The organism is Salinimonas profundi (assembly GCF_014750655.1).
Lineage (GTDB): Bacteria > Pseudomonadota > Gammaproteobacteria > Enterobacterales > Alteromonadaceae > Alteromonas > Alteromonas profundi_A.
On the sequence record NZ_JABBXD010000003.1, the window covers coordinates 179,568 to 197,399 of the forward strand.

The following is a 17,832-nucleotide window of genomic DNA, read 5'->3' on the forward strand; positions in this document are numbered from 1 at the left end:
AATAGTATGCTTTTGAGTGGGGTTATAATATCAATACAACAAAAAACGCTTACGCGAGATAGATCGTCGTGTACGCTATCTGCGTAAGTGCTTAGAACGCTTAAAAGCAATTGACTACAACCCGGAGCAGGAAGGTCGCGTATTTTTCGGCGCCTGGGTCGAGATAGAAAATGACGAAGGAAAGACGCTAACCCTGCGCATCGCCGGTTACGATGAGATATTCGGTCGCAAAGATTATATCTCAGTGGACTCACCGATGGCGCGAGCCCTGTTGGGCAAGTACCCTGATGATGATGTGGTAGTTCGCACCGAAGCAGGAGTATTTGAGTGGTGGATAAACCGTATCTGGTACGATAAAACAGATAAACTATAATTTTTCAGGCTGCGCCAGCGAGCGTGCAGATGTCGATACTACGGACAGGCCTGTACCGATATAAGGAAAGATGATGCAGTTTCGTAGCACGTTGATGTATGCAGGTTTATTGATGAGCACCTCGTTTACAGCCTCAGCCCATGATTTTTGGCTGGCCCCGGGCAAGTATCAGGTGGCCCCCTCCAGCACCGTTCCAATACAGTTCAAGGTAGGGCACAACGACAGCGCAGATGACTGGAATTTGCGCTGGGATAAAATTGTAGCGCTGCGTAATTACACGCCTGTGGGTGTGGCCGATTTGTCGGCCAGTATCATTCAGAAATCTGACTTGCTGCCCGGCGCTGCCAAAACACAGTCCCTTGAATCCGGCACCTATGTTATCGGGCTGGAAAGCTATCACAGCGTCAGCGAGCTCAGCGCCGATCCTTTCAACAGTTATATTGAGGAAGAGGGGCTTACTGAGATTCACGACTACCGTCAGCAAAAAGGTCTGACCGGCAGAGCCGGCACTGAACTTTACTCACGTAAGGCCAAAACCATCATTCAGGTTGGCGATAAACTGACGGAAAACGCCACCCACCCGATTGGTCATACGCTTGAAATTATCCCCGTATCTCATCCTTACGACTTAAATGAGCAAGCCGCACTGCCGCTTCAGGTTCTTTTCAAAGGACGTCCACTGGAAGGTGCCCTGGTAAAAACCAGCGCGCTTAAAGGTGCTAATCATAAAGCGCAGTCGGTGAAAACCGATGCCGAGGGCCGCGCGACAGTTTCATTTAGCGAAGAAGGACCGGTCAAACTCAGTGTGGTTTGGGGTGAGCCGTTATCGGGCAATCCTCGCGCCGACTTTGAAACCTACTTCTCCAGCCTGACCTTTTCGGTAAACAAATCCGCAAATTAGTGTTCCTTTCGTATCGAACTTGAATACTCAGACAGGCTGGTAAGCAATACACTGACCCAGCCTGTCAATATCAACGGCCAACTTTGACGATTTGTTCCACAGCCCATTTTTTACAAGACATTTCCATTCATGCTATCCCCAGTGCAGCTCGACGCCGGACGTCGTTAGCTTCCAGAAAAACACTCATCGGTTAATATTCTGAGAGTTTATAAATTCGCTGACATTGGATACCTGGGCTGAAAAGCTCTTCTGCGTCGGTGGAAATTTTTCAAAGCTTTTAACGAATTCTGCTATCTGATTGCCAGCAGGGCCAAGGGTCCAGGAGCGGTTTTCTGCCCACTCATCATAGCCTCTTGCTTCGATAAATCGTTCGAAAGGGTCCAGTTTGAGATTAATAATGTAAGGTGTGGTCATCTCCTGTTGCGAGGCGCGAAACCACTCTTCCTGATCAATGAATAAAAACTTCCAGTCTCCGTAGCGCATACCGTGGAAAGTTGTTTCTGTAAAATAATAAAACTCTTTTCGGTTGGACGGTCCCTGTTTTAAAAGAATATCTGTTTGATCATAGCCATCAATATGCGCTGTTTGCGTTTTGCCATCGACCTTCATTCCTGTAAGCAGCGACGCTTTGACGTCTTTATCACCCACTATAGCCATTAACGTGGGTAACCAGTCTTCCATTGTCATAAACTCTCCGGTGTGGGTACCGGCTGGAATATTGCCGGGCCATTTGACCAGCATAGGCACCCGAAATCCGCCCTCCCAGCCGCCGACACCTTTTTCACCATGAAATGGCTGATTGCCACCGTCTGGCCAGGAATTCGACGCAGCACCGTTGTCGGTAGAAAACATCACAATAGTTTCGTCTGCTATTTTCAGCTCATCGAGCAGATCAAGTAACTCCCCGACGTCATCATCCAACTCCATCATGCCGTCAGCGTAGATTCCATAACCGCTCTTGCCTTGATATTCTTCATTCAGATTGGTGCGATAATGCATCCGCGTGGTGTTATGCCATACAAAGAAGGGCGCATCCTTTTTGGCTGCCTCACGAATAAAACGCTTAGATTGCTCCAGGACATCCTGATCGAGGTTACGCTGGACATCCTGACCAAAGGGTCCTAAATCTTCTATTTTCTGCGTGCCATCAGGCATAGCTTTAGCGTGAATAATGCCACGCATTTTTAAATTCAGTTCATCCTGTTTTTCACTGTCTTTGGGATAGTCATATTGTTCGGCGTACTCCCCCGCATTGAGGTGGTAGAGGATCCCGTAAAACTCATCAAAGCCATGGTTGGTTGGCAAATGCTCGTCTCTGTCGCCCAAATGATTCTTGCCGAACTGTCCGGTAATATACCCCTTGTCTTTAAGCAACTCTGCAAGGGTGGGAACGCTTTCCTGTAGCCCCTGTTTTGCACCTGGTAGCCCGACCGTACTCAGCCCGATGCGAATAGGATACTGCCCGGTCAAAAACGCAGCGCGCCCTGCCGTACATGATGCTTGCGCATAATGGTCCATGAAAATCATGCCTTCCTGTGCAATGCTATCAATATTAGGCGTAGACCCGCCCATCATGCCACGGTGATAAGCACTAATATTCCACATGCCAACATCATCACCCCAAATAACAAGAATATTAGGTTGGTTGTCATCCTGTGCGACAGTCTGCGAGATTGACAGGAGGATAACGAGAGGAATAAGAAAACTACGCAGTAAAATACGTCCAAAGAGGCGATTCATAGGAAATCCCGTTCAGGTTGAATAAGTTTTTACAGCACGAGTACTTTAAAAAATAGTGTACATTTTTCAACCAGACAACTATTTGTTTGCTTTTTGATGTAATGGCCCCTTGAGCATCCTGATGGTCGAAAATGAAATCCTTTCTCTGCCCGTACGCGGACGAAATTCAACCAGTCATTATAAGCGCCAAATGCCCCCGAGCAGGCGATATAGGCAGGTAGGTAGGTAGGTAATTATCAGGGTTGGTAAGACTCGATTGAATTAAGAGTGGTTTTGAATGGGCCGCTGTCGGGCAACCCTCATGCCGAGGTTGAAAGCTATTTCTTAAGCCTGACGTTCTCTGTCACTCCTTTTAAAAAAATAAAGGGCTGGCATGTCTTGATCATAAATCCGCCAGGCGGCGCACATGTCGGGTTCGGTAAAATTCAGCCATCGGCCTCTTTTGGAAAAGCTGACGACGTAGACACTTGTATTCCCTTTTAGCGTTTGTGTTTAACAACCAGGGGGCAATCACTGCAATAGATCGCTAAATTGTTAGCTTAGCGCCAAAACAATCATCGCTTTTAAACCGTTTAAAATAAAAACCACCGACACGCCAATCATCAGCCCGGATACAAAGACGCGTCTTATGTCGCGATTTGAAAAATCGGCACAATCCTTTTCTTTTTTGAAAAGCACTTTCAACTCCTTATGACCCCGCTTCTTATGAAGCGGGTATTTAGCATCAAGACTGGCAAGTATTAAGGCCAATTGTGATAAAGGTATGAACCTGTAAGGGCCAGGCTGGTACCGATGAACAATGCCGCACCGAAAGGAGCTAGCGCGATCCCAGCAGCGTAAAGCCCGACACCGCTACCAATTAACCCCATTTGTGCTCCAATTTGAGTTGACTGGCTAATACCACCACTAACGGCAGTTATCTCATCACTATTCAATACTTTGATTGAAGTGCTGTTTCTGTAATCTTTGGAAGAATGATAGGTTTTGCCGTAATCCTTCAACATAAAAAATCCTTTTTATTACGATTTAAGATATGAAACTTGTGTTTCTTTGCTTGTGACACCTTTAACCGTGTGTCAACAGGATTACCTTAATACAAGGCGCGGCTTCACCACACCTGCCTTCATAGACAGATCGTGTAAGATAAAATGCCCGCTGCCGTCCGACACTGCCTTATTTATTTCCCGCGACATGACGGATGCCATATTAACAGCCTATTCTCTGGAAAAGATGTACTTACCACCAGCCTGATTTAACTCAAAAACCGAGTGGTCGACCTCTCCGTCATTTGTTTTAAATATCAGTACGATACCAGCTGCATCAAAATGAAATTTTGAATCGGAGTATGGAGTAAGGGGAAAAGCACCCTGACCACTGGCCTGTGCCATCAACCTTCCATCATTTACTTTTAGTGATATTTTAAGTGGTATTTGTGGTGAGGAATATACTCCCTCATAGTTAACCAGCTTCTCTTGTGGCAGCGAGACAGGCTTATCGTTGAAGTCCGGAATGTCGTAAGGGAGATCAAAATAAATACTTAAAATAGCAATGCCTATTTCATTTATCGAATAGTTCATTGCGTTTGAGGTGAGAGATATTGCAACTTTATCAGCTTCAAAATAAGCAGCCTGTGACGAAAATCCGTCGATTCCTCCGTCATGGCCATAGGCTGTTCTATCATTAAAACGATATTGAAAGAGACCTCGACCAAACCCCTGATTAATCTCCTTCATTTTGCTAAGAGAGGGCGCCGAAATCAGCTTTCCCGAAAACAAGCCAGAGAGAAACATTGAAACATCAGCAGGCGTAGATATTATTGCGCCGGCACCATGCGGAATACTCATATCAGTTTGGCTCGCGGGCGACCAGTCAAAGCCGGCTCTAACATAAGAATTCGCCTGATTGTCCTGCACATTTATGGGGCCACCATAAGCCGTTCTTTTGAGACCTAATTTATTGCTGATGCGCTTTTCTAGTTGTGAAGCGTAACTATCATTGGTGACATTTTCTAAAATGAAACCTAACAACACGTAGCCACTGTTAGAGTATTTTGCCTTACTACCTGGCAAAAACTCGCTATCCAATTTCTTAATCTTATTTATCATCTCAGCTTCGGTATGAGACTGAGTCATGTACTGGCTGTACTGGGGACTATCTGTAAAGTTAGGAATACCGCTTCTGTGACTCAACAGCATTGAAACTGTAATTTTATCGGCGTTTTCAATATTTGGGTAAAATTGGTCCAACGTCGTATCTAACGAAAGCTTACTTTCTTCAATAAGCTGAAAAATCATTACCGAAGTGAACATTTTTGTAATCGATCCAATTCGGTATTGTGTAGCTTCGTTAGCTGGTTGTTTTGTTTCTAAATCTTTAACGCCAGTCGATTTATGGTAAATGAGAGTACCATTTTCAACTATTGCAAGACTGAGCATCGCTTTATCATGTTTAGCAAGTGCTTCTACATAGCTGTCAAGCTTGGCATTTTCAACGCCCTGAGCTGTGGCACTGAAAATTAAAATGAAAATATAAAGTAGCAGGCTACCTGGCTTTTTCATCGGAAACTCCTTTTCACAAAGCGTTAAATGAAAAGATAGCCCGATAACTGACGACTGAGAAGTTCTAAAGAATCTTTTTCCTTAGCTGCTTGCGCTCGCCCTGCTGCTTTTTCGCCTTGATACGCTTTTCTTTTGCACCTTTACTGACTTTGGTGGGTTTGCGTGTTTTTTTCACCACAAGCGCCTGTGCTATCCAGGCCACCAGTCGTTCCTGTGCATCAAAGCGATTTTGCTCCTGCGTTCGGTAATTCTGCGCTTTTAATACAAACACACCGTCTGTGTTAACCCGGCTGTCAGGCTTGCTCAGTAGCTTTTCTTTAATCTCGTCCGGCAGTGAGGATGCTGCAATATCAAACCGTAAGTGAATGGCAGAATTCACTTTATTTACATTCTGGCCTCCTGAACCCTGGGCGCGAATTGCGGTCATTTCTATCTCATCCTCATCAATTTGCACCGATGATGAAATGTTTATCATATGTTTTGTCACACTCTTACTTTATTTGATGAAAGTCAGCCTTTTGACCTTTGTATAAAGGAAAATCAGGCTCTGCATACGATCATCCATGCGGTTTCAGATGCATTTGCTGACTATTTATAGCAGTTTCTATTTTACACTACAGCAATGCACCCGTATTATCGTTTTGTAGGTAACTTTACGTATCCACAAAATATAAACATACCTATATTATCATTAATAAGTATTTTCTTATCCCCACGGAGTGGGAGTTCTTTGTTTCAGCATGGTTACAGGGGGGTGCATGGTTGATACATCGAAAGTACCAGATTGTGAGTTATCCCGACGCCTCGGGGGTGACACTATGTTGGTCAGAAAGTTACTCAGCCGCTTTTCTGCCAACCTGCCTATTTTGATTGTACGTTTATCCCTGGCTATCAAAAGTAACGATGTCTCACGCGCCAGGTCGCAGATAACGATGCTGGAAGAAGTTGCCAAGGCGATCAGTGCCAGCGATCTTGAAGTTCAGTTATCGGTGCTTGGGGCGAAACTGACAGAGACCCCGTCAGATAATTCGAAAGCATTACAGGCTTATGTTGAAACTATTTTTGAAAACTTTCGTGAGCATTTACAAAAACGCTTTTCAATTACTCTGAAAGACCGCCCTGACGCTGCAGCATTATGAGACAAAGCCTCTGTTTCACAGGCATAACAATGCTATACTAACGGCCAATTTTTTCATTTAATCTTTTCTTTTTGCAGCAACGTTTAATTACGTTTTTTGCTGGCAATCTTCTGAGTACCGCACTGATATTATGATTACAAAGACTATCGCAAATGAACTGGCGGTAAATCCCGCCCAGATTGAAGCCGCTGTTTCATTACTGGACAGCGGTGCTACAGTTCCCTTTATTGCCCGCTACCGTAAAGAGGCTACGCAGGGGCTGGACGATACCCAGCTGCGCATGCTGGAGCAGCGTCTCACTTATCTTCGCGAGCTGGATGAGCGCCGCAACGTCATCTTAAAGTCTATTGACGAGCAGGGTAAGCTGACCGATGAATTGAAACAGCAGATTACCGGCGCAGACAGTAAAACCACGCTGGAAGATCTCTACCTGCCTTATAAGCCTCGCCGTCGTACTAAAGGGCAAATTGCTATCGAAGCCGGTCTGTTGCCGCTGGCAGACAAGTTATTTGAAGACCCGTCGCTTTCTCCGGAACAAGCCGCTGAAGCATTTGTTGCACCGGATAATGGTATTGCAGATACAAAAGCGGCGCTGGAAGGCGCGCGCTATATTTTGATGGAACGTTTTGCCGAAGATGCAGCGCTGTTAGGAAAAATCCGTAGTTATTTGTCTGAGCAGGCGTTTATCGACAGTACGGTCGTAAAAGGTAAAGAAAAGGATGCGCAAAAGTATAAAGATTACTTTTCCCATTCAGAAAAGCTGAAAAATGTCCCCTCACACCGCGCACTGGCGATGTTTCGTGGTCGTAATGAAGGCGTACTTCAGATACAGCTTAATGCGGATCCCAAAAACGAAGATCCTAAAGCGCCGTCGCACTGTGAGCACATTATCGCCGAGCATTACAATATTGCGAACCGTGGTCGTCCTGCTGATGCCTTTATGCAGCAGGTTGTTCAGTGGACCTGGAAAATAAAAATCGGGTTGCACATGGAAACAGAGCTTTTCAGCGCGCTGCGGGATCGTGCTGAAGAAGAAGCCATTACCGTTTTTGCTAAAAACCTCAACGATTTGCTGATGGCTGCGCCTGCTGGCGCCAAAACAACGATGGGTCTGGACCCTGGCCTGCGTACCGGCGTAAAAGTAGCCATTGTTGATAGCACAGGCAAAGTGGTCGCTACCAATACTATCTTTCCTCATGCCCCGCAAAACCAATGGGATAAAGCCGCCCGTACGCTGGCAACCTTATGCAAGCAGCACAAGGTTCAGCTTATCAGTATTGGTAATGGGACCGGCTCTCGTGAAACCGATAAGCTGGTTGGAGAAATGCTTAAGGCTAACACCGATATCGGCGCGCAGAAGATTATGGTCAGCGAAGCCGGCGCGTCGGTTTACTCAGCATCGGAGCTGGCTTCAAAAGAGCTGCCGGGCATGGATGTTTCCTTAAGAGGGGCAGTCTCCATTGCTCGCCGGTTGCAGGATCCGTTGGCAGAGCTGGTTAAAATTGAGCCCAAGGCGATTGGCGTGGGTCAGTATCAGCATGATGTCAGCCAGAGCCAGTTAGGCAAGTCGCTGGACAGGGTGATTGAAGACTGTGTTAACGCGGTGGGTGTAGATCTGAATACTGCTTCTCCGGCACTGTTAAGCTACGTATCCGGTTTAAACAAGACACTGGCGCACAATATTGTTCAGTATCGTGACACAAACGGCGCTTTTGATAACCGCAAAGCACTTTTACAGGTTGAGCGTCTGGGCCCTAAAGCCTTTGAACAGGCCGCCGGATTCCTGCGCATTTATCAGGGCAATAACGCGCTGGATCAGTCAGCGGTGCATCCTGAATCCTATGCTGTTGTTGATGCCATTGTGACAAAGACCGATGTGGCGGTGAATGATCTCATCGGTAACACCACGCTGCTCAAAGCGCTGTCACCGGAAGAGTTTATCAGTGACGAATTCGGGCTACCTACCGTTAAAGATATCCTCAAAGAGCTGGATAAGCCGGGTCGTGACCCGCGTCCCGAGTTTAAAACCGCGTCGTTTAAAGAAGGCGTAGAAACCATCAGTGACTTGAAGCCGGGCATGATTTTAGAGGGTGTGGTCAGCAATGTTGCTAATTTTGGCGCTTTCGTTGATGTGGGTGTCCATCAGGATGGACTGGTTCATATCTCTGCGCTGACCGATAAGTTTATCTCTGATCCCCGTGATGTGGTGAAGGCGGGCGATATTGTTAAGGTGAAAGTTATGGAAGTGGATACGGCACGTAAGCGTATTTCCTTCTCAATGCGCCTTGATGACACGCCAGGGGCGCCGGCCAAAGGGAATACCTCAGGACCAAAAGGGAAGGGTGCGGCTAACAAATCCGGCGGTAAAAAGCCGCGATCTGAAAAGTCCTCGCAACCGGGTAATCTGGCAATGGGAAATGCCTTTGCCGATGCGTTTGCTAAGGCCAAGCAAAAATAAACAGGTGGTTAGGCGCTGGTCTGAAAGCCGGCGCTTTTTGGGGTATAGGCCTGATGGTAAACATATTGTATTCGCTCAATATGTGATGTCAGCGGGCCCTGCTCACGACGTTGTCGATCATCAGCCTTTTCTGCCGCCATTTCGCTGTTAGCACGACTAATGGCCTGGCCAGCATCACTGGCTACCTTCATATCCTGCGCTGATGGCTGGACAGGCGCTAATGCCGCCTGTCTGACCTGCTCCATTTTCTGGACAGTTTTAGCCGGCGTGGTGGCCTCACTGGTATCGATGCTCACTTCACCATGGGTCACATAACGCTTGTTATCAGGGCCGGTGGTGTATTCATAACTGGGCGACGAAGCGTATTGCCCACCCGCTGCGCTATGTGCTTGCTCATGCGTCCGAACTTCTCTATCCCGCTTTTCCAGCGCTTCACTTTCTTTTTTCTGAGCCTGCTGCTCTTGTTCGGCGTGCTCACGACCTGCACTTTCCTGCTGTTCCTTACCGGATTTATCAGAGCCTGCTTCTGTTTCAGTGGCGGTAGGATCGGCGGTGGCTGGTCGCTCGTAGGTAGCTGCGGCACTATTATTTGCCGTCTGTCTAGCCCGATCTGAATCGGCACCCAGACCTTGTCCGCCTCTGCCTTTGTCCGATTCGGCTGATTGGGGGATAGTTTCACGCAACACATTATCTCGCCGCGCCGCCTCAGTATTCATATTACTGACAGGAGTCGCCAGCGAGGATAATGGAGGTGTGGTGATATTCATGCTCAGGCGAGCGTATCGATAAGATAACCCACGGTATCATCAGTCACCCGAAGCACATTGGCCGATGCCTGATGATAGGTCGTATTGGTCTGCAGCGCTATGAGGCTGTCTGTCGTGCTTTGTTCGGGCTGACTGTCAGGCTGGGCGACTGCGGCTGATGCCTGAGCCACATTGTCAGAGGCTTGTTGCATGCCAGCCCGCGCATTGTACATCGCTGACATTCCGCTGTTACTGATCCCATTTATCACTGTTTTGCCTACCCGTCTGTTCTCAGCCCTTTCTCATGCTTAATTATTAATCATTTCGAAAAGAAAGTAAAAAAGTACTAGCTTTGAATTCGCGTTGCCATAAAGCGTTTGATGATATCGGCCGTTTGTTGTGGGTGAGAAATAAAGGGGGCATGAGATGCTTTTGAGAGCACCACGGCATCAGACTGTGGCTGTAATTGGCAAATATTATCAATTGCTGTCGTTGGTACCAGACTGTCCAGTCTGCCGAAAATACGCAGTGTGGGTTGTCTTATCTGACCAATCACCGCGCGCAAATCCTCATCAGACAACAGTTGCAGTGCAGCTGCCAGCGCATCGAGTGAAGGATCGGGGAAGGCGGTAACACTGCGTTTGATTTTCTTTACATCCTGCCTTGCTGTTTCACTGCCCATGGCCTGAATGGATAAAAAGCGGTCGAGTGTTTTCTGAAAATCTTCACCCAGATCTTTTTGAAACTGGTTTAATACTGCCGGATCGATACCCGGCCAGCCCTTATCTGAAACAAACCTCGGTGATGATGCGATAGTCACCAGACCGATAACCTTCTCGGCGGCACTGAGCGCCAGTTGCTGCGCCACGAGTCCACCCAGAGACCAGCCAGCAACGACACAATCATCGGGTAGCGCAGGACGTATCATCTCGGCCAGACTGGTTATAGAGTATTGGTCAGGAATAACATTGTGATTATTACCAAAGCCAGGTAAGTCGACCACGGTAACGGTAAATTCTTCAGACAATAAAGGCCCGAATTCGGTAAACACACCGCTGTTCATACCCCAGCCGTGAAGGAAAACCAGATCTTTTCCTGTGCCCTGTGTACGGGTGACCAGCCCGTTATGATGAGTACGATGTTGCACTATGTTGTCCTCTTTGCAGCCATGCGAATGCTGGCATATCAAGGTGAATTTGCGAAAGACTATGCATCTGCTCAACTATTCCTGTTTACTGTGCAAGCAGTTCAGCCGTCAGAAAATATGTATCTATTGCAAAAACGATACCCGATTTATCTCACCGCACAGCGGCACGAACCTGTTGTTAAATCCGGCCATCGCCCGTCACATCAGACATACGCATTACTCGGCATTGTATGCCTGCGGTTACTATGAGTGGCCATTTGACAGGATGATACGCGCACTTAAGTTTAACCATGATTTACGTTACGCCAGTGAGCTGGCCAGATGGTTTTATGAACATTGTTGCGAAAATGCCACATCACTTCCCCAGGTTTTGCTGCCTGTTCCCTTACCGGCTAACCGATATTGGACAAGGCAGTTCAATCAGGCCGGGGAGCTGAGTCGCCAAATCAGTAGATTGAGCGGAATTCCCACTTACGCATCCTGGGCGCAACGCCACCGCGGTGCCGCGCAGCACACCCAAAACCGGGCTCAGCGGTTAATTAATCTCAGGCACGCGTTTAAGATAAATGCACTGCCGCCGGTTGAGCGCGTCGCTATTGTGGATGATGTGCTTACCACCGGATGTACGGCGGATGCGCTGGCAACTCTTATCCATCGCCAGGCACCTCACATGCAGATACAGCTATGGACCATTGCCGTAACACCCGCACCGCGCATACGCCCGGCTAATTAAGATGAACGGATTGATAAATTGCGTTACTCATCAATTTATCCGTGCCACGCCAGTAGCCTCTGAAGTGGATATCATCAACGAATCCGATGACAACACCCTGCCCCAATTCATCCGCCACCACTGCAGCAGTCTGACCGATCATTTTGGTCAGCTGAGAGGCGCTGTAGCCTGCCATCAATGGCGACTTGGTATAAGTTGCCGGTGTAGTGAAAGGAGAATTATCAGTTTCTACAATCATGTTCGTTGTTTTAAACATCGGTAACTGTGACTGCGCATAGCCGAAAAAGATGGGGTGCGTCGGATCAATATCAGTTTTATATACTGAGCCTGCAATCAGCTTTTTCGCGTAGCGGGCACCTTTGTCAGCAAAAGTAAGGTCGTCAGTTGGAAACGCCTCATCAATCTTTTCGTCTTCCATGATGCTTAACGGCAACCATTTCTCCTCAGCAAATAAGTGTAAAGCGGTACGCACACCAATGAGTGTCCCGCCACCTTTTACCCACTGACGGACTGACTTACGCGTTTTTTTGCCCAGTGAGTTATAATTTCCGCTGGCGAAAATGATGTGGCTGTAATCATTCAGGTTTACGCCTGCAAGACGATGGTCTTCCACCAGCGTTGCTGCAATACCAACACGAGTGTCCAGATAATGCCAGATTTCACCCACTTCGTATTCACTGGATGCACGGCCCCCCACCAAGAGCACTGAAGGGGCATTGACGGGCATCATAGAACGGCTGCCTAAATCGATGCCAGCGGTAGTGTGCCCTGAGCCGATGGCATAAACCGGCACCTCCAGATCTGACTGAATGCCTGACAGAAGATCGTGTAATGAATCAGGCTGCTCAAGCCCAGTCGGGATAATTACCGTGCCGGCGGCAAAGTCGTGACGTTTTCCCCCTGCCAGCGAGGCGGTGAAAGATTCTGCTGCAGAACGCACTTTTACCCCTGATTCGAGTAAGCGCTGCAAGGCGGCCGGCGTATAATAATGCTGCCAGTCCAGCGCATAAGCGTATGCATCACCAGCAACCGGATTAAGTGTCTTTTTCTCAGGGGCATCACCGGCTTCAACCTGCCCGACATTGCGTTTTGTTACCGGCGCATAATCGACATTAAATGCCAGAGGCAAGTTCCAGTTAGACACATCATAAAATGTGTTGTCCGCAAAATCAGTGCGCGTGGAAAACAACGATTTGACCAGGCGATATGCCTGCTGGTCCATTGGCACATAAATGCTGTTACCCGCCTTGTATCGTGCTTTATCAATTTTGATATCTTCTGCCAGCCATGAGTAGTCAATGTTATGTTGATCTAACAGGCTTAGCAGTGCATCAAAGCGACCTACATCGTCAGGTCGTGCGATGACGTAACCTGCTGTATCGTCGTTTTTGATTAGTTTTTGGGTACTCTGCGCAAACTCTCTCTGATAATTAAGAATGGCTGGCTTATTCGCCAGCGAGCCTTTAAAGGTGCTCAACGACGTGGTGACCTGATTGGCAATGGTGTCAGCAAACGTTAGATTGCCATTAATGGTGTCCTGTACATGACCCCGACTGCTGGCCTGTTCAAACAGGATACCAATGCTTCCCAGCGAGTCCGGATAGGATGACCCCTTGCCGTAATAGAAATCGTCAAAGCCTTCTTCTGAAAAATACAACTGACCCTGTTTATCAAACGCTTCGATATGAAACGCCGCCAGAGCTTCGGTCAGGCGTACATTACCTTCCGGTGTGTTCGGGTTTTTGCGGGAGGGAACGCCAGGCTGAAAGAAATAGGAGCTGTTTGACCCCATCTCGTGAAAATCGGTCAGTACATGCGGACGCCAGCGCTGCATTTGCGTAATGCGCGCCCGCGATTCAGGATGTGTCAGCAGCAACCAGTCACGATTCAAATCGAACCAGTAATGGTTTGTCCGGCCAGATGGCCAGCCTTCCTCGTGCTCGCGATGCTCTGGATCAGCCACTAATTGCTTGCCTTTGTGCATATTTGCCCATTGCGCAAAACGAGCCAGACCATCAGGGTTGAAAGATGGGTCCAGCAACACAATATTATCCTGCAACAACGCGTCAACGGTCTCTCCCTGACCGGCACTCAGGTAATAGGCTATCAACATTGAAGCATTAGCGCCAGAAGGCTCGTTACCGTGAATACTGTAGCCCATGTACAGAATAAGCGGTGCATCTTTGTTGTCAGCCTGGCCTTTTTTCAGGTTGGTTAAATGCTGCTGACGCAGTGTATCTATATTTTTATGGTTCGACGGTGCGGTGATTGTCAGCAATACCAGGGGGCGGTTTTCATGAGTGCGCCCGGTTTCAGTTAATGTCACCCGGTCTGATTTTTCTGCCAGCAGGCGCATATAGCCAACCAGTTGGTCGTGGCGGACGTGCCACGTGCCGACATTGGCGCCCAGATAAGATTCAGGGGTAGGGATACGCGGGTTATATTGGGTGTTTTCTGGCAAATAGTCGGCGGCAGGTCTGCCCTGGCCGTCGTCAGCCGAAATTTTGTCGATGACTGCATTTGCTGAGCTGCACACCAGTAGCGCAAGCAGTGCTAATGTTGCTCTAAGCGCCGTGTTACTTAGTAACGCAAATACTTTTTGCATAAATAAATTCCGTTATTGAGTCGTCGTAAGGCGAATGACCTGATAGGTAAAATGCATCAATACTTGACTGTTTTACTCAGGTAAATTTGTTATTATGTCGTCCAAATACGTTACAACGCAGGACTTGCTCATGATCACTATATCAGAAGAAGCACAGGCACATTTTGCAAAATTGCTGGAAAAACAAGAATCCGGGACGAATATTCGGGTTTTTGTTATCAATCCCGGCACGTCTTCCGCTGAGTGCGGCGTGTCCTATTGCCCGCCTAATGCAGTAGAAGACAGTGACCACAAATTTGAATTCAACGGCTTCAACGCGGTAGTGGATGACGAGAGCGCTCCCTATCTTGAAGAAGCAGAGATTGATTATGTTACTGACCAGATGGGTTCACAACTGACCCTGAAAGCGCCTAATGCCAAAGCTCGCAAAGTCGCTGATGATGCGCCATTGGTCGAACGTGTTAACTACATGATTGAATCTGAAATTAATCCGCAGCTGGCCAGTCACGGCGGACAGGTCGTATTGACTGAGATCACCGAAGAAGGCTTTGCCGTGTTGCAGTTTGGCGGCGGCTGTAATGGTTGTGCGATGGTTGATGTAACGCTTAAAGAAGGCATTGAGAAACAAATGCTTGAAGAGTTCGCGGGCGAGCTCAAAGGTGTTAAAGATGCCACTGAGCACCAGGCCGGTGAGCATTCTTACTACTAGCGCTATATCGTAATGGCATCGCTTCGCGAGCATTTTACCGATCCTCAGCGGTGCTGGCGCCGCTTTATCGCAGGCCTGGTAATTTTTATTGTGGGTGCCGGACTCTTGTTCGGCACAGCACACCTTTCCCCGGCGTTACTCTACCATCCTGTATTATACTGGTTTTCAGCCGCCGTGTTACTGACCGGCTTTGCACTGGCGATGTCAGGCTATCTGGGTATCTTCATTCAGCGTTTTACCGGGCTAAATCAAATTAAGAAGCGATCACGTGACGACGGCGATTAAGCCATATCAGTAAACCGCCCAGCGTAACCCCCCGGGCCAGCAGAAAGCCCAGTAACGCATACCATAGCGCCTCATTTCCATTATCTTTTAATACCCACCAAAGTGGGAAAAATACCACTGCAGCACTGAATATCATTGTGTCGCGCATAGCGGCAGAACGTGTCAGACCAACAAAAACACCGTCAAACAAAAAGCACCAGTGGCCGACCAAAGGCAGCCAGATCATCAAGGGCAGATAGGGCAAGGCCGCATTAAATAGCGCTGGCAAATCAGTCAGCAACCCAATGATATTGCTGCCGAACAACCAAAAGCCGATGGCATACAGCACGGCAAAAACCGATGACCAGAGTAATCCCCGCCAGGTTTGCCGGATTACCTGAGCGCGTTGTTTTTTACCCGCAGCTTCTCCCACCAGGGCTTCTACCGCATATGCAATACCGTCAAGGCCAAGAGCAATAAGCACAAAAAACTGCATCAGTATTGCATTCACTGCGGCCGCGGTTTCGCCGTAACGTGCTCCCTGCAGTGTTAAAAATGCCAGACACAATTGCAGTGCAAGGTTACGAAGCAGCATATCGCCATTGAGTTTGAACAAAATACGGCGGGCGGCTTTATTAAACCACTGTGCATGCGGATGCACTTCCCCGCACATTTTCAGCGCAACCCCGGCGGCCAGCAGCGCCATAGTGTATTCAGCAAATACACTGGCCAGTGCCACGCCCTGTACCGACATATCCAATCCAAGTACAAAGAAAAAATCTAATCCTGCGTTGAGCAGGTTACCAATTATCTGGATAGCCATGACGGCGCGGGTTTTCTGTTGCCCTACGAGCCAGCCTATAAGCGCCAGATTTAGCATGGCTGCGGGCGCTCCCCAGACCCTTACCGAAAAATATGCGTCGATATACTGACTGACCTGTTCGCTGGCGCCCGCAAGGTAAATACCCGCATTTAAAACCGGATATTGCAGGGCAAACACCAGCACACCTAAAATCAGCGCCATCGCACTGCTTTGATAAAATACTTTTGCTGAGGCCGTTACATTATCGTCCTGGCCCCTTGCCTGCGCGCTCAGTCCTGTGGCTGACATTCTTAAAAAGCCGCACACCCAGTAGATTTGGGTCAGTATCAACGCGCCGATAGATGCGCCAGCCAGCATGGCCGGTGAATCCATATGCCCCATCACTGCCGTATCAACGAGACCCAAAAGCGGTGTGGTAACATTGGCCAGAATCATTGGCGTTGCCAGGGTGAGCATTTGCCAGTGGGCGGGCCAGCCTTGGAGCTGTTTTTGCAATTTCCGGATCCCTGTTTATTCGTTAGTAGAGGAAACTGATGTGAAGTGTATCACGATAAAAAGTCTGTTTACGGTAGTGACAAGTGCATTGTTGCTGTTATCGACGCTAAACGCACAGGCTGGGCAAAACAGTGCACCGGTATTGCTTTACCATCATGTTTCTAAAGACACCCCTGCCAGCACCAGCGTCTCGCCTGAGACATTCTCAGAGCACATGGCATATATCGCAGAAAACCACACTGTTTTACCCCTGAGTGAGATAGTCGATGCCGCCCGCAACGGTGAATCGCTGCCTGACAATGCGTTAGCCATTACTTTTGATGATGGGTACGCCAATATTCTGAAAAATGCGCATCCCGTACTTCAACAACATGGGTTTCCCTATACGATCTTTATTAACCCTCAAACCATTGACTCAAGAGCAGACCAGCTCACCTGGCAGCAGGTAGAGACAATGTCAGAAGAAGGTGTGACCTTTGCCAATCATACCGCTGACCATTTACATATGCTTGATCGTAAGCCGGATGAGAATGAAAAAGACTGGTTACGTCGTGTCTGGCAAAATGTGGAGCAGGCTCAGCAGAAACTGGCCTCGCATATCAATGAACCCAAGAAGTATCTGGCATATCCGTTTGGTGAATATAACCAGCGCCTGGCCCAAAAAGTTAAGCAGGCCGGTTATGTCGGGTTTGGTCAGCACTCCGGGGCCATCGGGCCTCACTCTGATTTTGCTGCACTTCCACGCTTTCCCTCAGCAGGACCGTACGCCACACTGAAAAGCCTCAAAACCAAAATGAACAGCCTTGCCATGCCGGTATCCTCATCGACAGTGGCAAATCCGGAATTTAGCCGCGATCAGCAGCCTGAAACAGTGTCGTTAACGATCGAAGGTGATGATGTACGCCTAAGCCAGGCGAGCTGCTATTACCGGGGCAGCGCTATTGATACCCGGGTAGAGAAAAAAACACTCACCTTCACGCTCCAATCCGCCATTCCGACCGGACGCTCACGCGTTAATTGCACTGCGCCATCAAAAGCACATTCAGGCAAATACTACTGGTATTCGCAACCATTCTTTGTAGCCGGCAAAGACGGCAACTACCCGGACTAAATCAGGCAGAAAAGTATCTGCCTGATCTAC

At 48.2% G+C, this 17,832-nt stretch carries 17 protein-coding genes and 1 pseudogene; 8 read left to right on the plus strand and 10 right to left on the minus strand.

All coding sequences use genetic code 11. The features are described from left to right. Positions 1 to 28: 28 nt before the first annotated feature. Positions 29 to 373: pseudogene (locus HHX48_RS08225) on the plus strand (GreA/GreB family elongation factor); the annotation flags it as partial. A 70-nt stretch (positions 374 to 443) separates the two neighbouring features. Continuing rightward, on the plus strand, positions 444 to 1,274 hold the full coding sequence (locus HHX48_RS08230; RefSeq protein WP_223858178.1) for a DUF4198 domain-containing protein: 831 nt from the start codon (positions 444 to 446) through the stop codon (positions 1,272 to 1,274). Positions 1,275 to 1,457: 183 nt separating this feature from the next. On the opposite strand, the gene HHX48_RS08235 is transcribed toward HHX48_RS08230, so the two are convergent. The 5 genes from HHX48_RS08235 to arfB form a co-directional block, all read right to left on the minus strand. After that, on the minus strand, positions 1,458 to 3,014 hold the full coding sequence (locus tag HHX48_RS08235) for an arylsulfatase (protein WP_191024029.1): 1,557 nt from the start codon (positions 3,012 to 3,014) through the stop codon (positions 1,458 to 1,460). 534 nt (positions 3,015 to 3,548) lie between these two features. Beyond that, positions 3,549 to 3,692, minus strand: coding sequence for a hypothetical protein (locus tag HHX48_RS08240; protein WP_191024031.1), 144 nt, complete (start codon positions 3,690 to 3,692; stop codon positions 3,549 to 3,551). Between the two features lie 62 nt (positions 3,693 to 3,754). Then, positions 3,755 to 4,018 carry a hypothetical protein gene (locus tag HHX48_RS08245; RefSeq protein WP_191024033.1) on the minus strand — a complete coding sequence of 88 codons (264 nt, stop codon included), beginning with the start codon at positions 4,016 to 4,018 and terminating at the stop codon, positions 3,755 to 3,757. Between the two features lie 210 nt (positions 4,019 to 4,228). After that, positions 4,229 to 5,572, minus strand: coding sequence for a serine hydrolase domain-containing protein (locus HHX48_RS08250; RefSeq protein ID WP_191024036.1), 1,344 nt, complete (start codon positions 5,570 to 5,572; stop codon positions 4,229 to 4,231). Between the two features lie 64 nt (positions 5,573 to 5,636). Beyond that, complete coding sequence (arfB, locus tag HHX48_RS08255; protein WP_191024275.1) at positions 5,637 to 6,047, minus strand: alternative ribosome rescue aminoacyl-tRNA hydrolase ArfB; 411 nt, start codon at positions 6,045 to 6,047, stop codon at positions 5,637 to 5,639. A 283-nt stretch (positions 6,048 to 6,330) separates the two neighbouring features. Between arfB and HHX48_RS08260 the strand changes: the two genes are divergently transcribed. After that, positions 6,331 to 6,711: a hypothetical protein gene (locus HHX48_RS08260; RefSeq protein WP_191024038.1), complete on the plus strand. Its 381-nt coding sequence runs from the start codon at positions 6,331 to 6,333 to the stop codon at positions 6,709 to 6,711. 130 nt (positions 6,712 to 6,841) lie between these two features. Continuing rightward, positions 6,842 to 9,169, plus strand: coding sequence for a Tex family protein (locus tag HHX48_RS08265; protein WP_191024040.1), 2,328 nt, complete (start codon positions 6,842 to 6,844; stop codon positions 9,167 to 9,169). Positions 9,170 to 9,177: 8 nt separating this feature from the next. Here the strand turns inward: HHX48_RS08265 and HHX48_RS08270 are convergent, their stop codons facing one another. From HHX48_RS08270 to bioH, 3 genes are all read right to left on the minus strand, one after another. Next, positions 9,178 to 9,936, minus strand: coding sequence for a putative metalloprotease CJM1_0395 family protein (locus tag HHX48_RS08270; RefSeq protein ID WP_191024042.1), 759 nt, complete (start codon positions 9,934 to 9,936; stop codon positions 9,178 to 9,180). Between the two features lie 2 nt (positions 9,937 to 9,938). Further along, a complete protein-coding gene (locus HHX48_RS08275) occupies positions 9,939 to 10,157 on the minus strand; it encodes a hypothetical protein (protein ID WP_191024043.1) in 219 nt (72 codons plus the stop codon). Between the two features lie 104 nt (positions 10,158 to 10,261). After that, complete coding sequence (bioH, locus tag HHX48_RS08280) at positions 10,262 to 11,062, minus strand: pimeloyl-ACP methyl ester esterase BioH (protein ID WP_317983489.1); 801 nt, start codon at positions 11,060 to 11,062, stop codon at positions 10,262 to 10,264. Between the two features lie 49 nt (positions 11,063 to 11,111). Here bioH and HHX48_RS08285 point away from each other — a divergent pair, with 49 nt between their 5' ends. Further along, complete coding sequence (locus HHX48_RS08285; RefSeq protein ID WP_191024045.1) at positions 11,112 to 11,795, plus strand: ComF family protein; 684 nt, start codon at positions 11,112 to 11,114, stop codon at positions 11,793 to 11,795. Here HHX48_RS08285 and HHX48_RS08290 read toward each other — a convergent pair. Further along, the gene (locus HHX48_RS08290; RefSeq protein WP_191024047.1) at positions 11,788 to 14,400 is read right to left on the minus strand and encodes a M14 metallopeptidase family protein; all 2,613 of its coding nucleotides are present in this window, start codon (positions 14,398 to 14,400) and stop codon (positions 11,788 to 11,790) included. The two genes, HHX48_RS08285 and HHX48_RS08290, sit on opposite strands and share 8 nt — an antisense overlap. A gap of 130 nt (positions 14,401 to 14,530) precedes the next feature. On the opposite strand from HHX48_RS08290, the gene nfuA reads away from it, so the two are divergent. Together nfuA and HHX48_RS08300 are read left to right on the plus strand one after the other, a co-directional pair. Continuing rightward, on the plus strand, positions 14,531 to 15,109 hold the full coding sequence (gene nfuA, locus HHX48_RS08295; protein ID WP_191024049.1) for a Fe-S biogenesis protein NfuA: 579 nt from the start codon (positions 14,531 to 14,533) through the stop codon (positions 15,107 to 15,109). Positions 15,110 to 15,121: 12 nt separating this feature from the next. After that, complete coding sequence (locus tag HHX48_RS08300) at positions 15,122 to 15,394, plus strand: VIT1/CCC1 transporter family protein (RefSeq protein WP_191024051.1); 273 nt, start codon at positions 15,122 to 15,124, stop codon at positions 15,392 to 15,394. On the opposite strand, the gene HHX48_RS08305 is transcribed toward HHX48_RS08300, so the two are convergent. Beyond that, positions 15,363 to 16,631, minus strand: coding sequence for an MATE family efflux transporter (locus tag HHX48_RS08305; RefSeq protein ID WP_191024053.1), 1,269 nt, complete (start codon positions 16,629 to 16,631; stop codon positions 15,363 to 15,365). The genes HHX48_RS08300 and HHX48_RS08305 overlap by 32 nt on opposite strands. A gap of 100 nt (positions 16,632 to 16,731) precedes the next feature. On the opposite strand from HHX48_RS08305, the gene HHX48_RS08310 reads away from it, so the two are divergent. Next, positions 16,732 to 17,802, plus strand: coding sequence for a polysaccharide deacetylase family protein (locus tag HHX48_RS08310; protein ID WP_317983490.1), 1,071 nt, complete (start codon positions 16,732 to 16,734; stop codon positions 17,800 to 17,802). Positions 17,803 to 17,832: the final 30 nt, after the last annotated feature.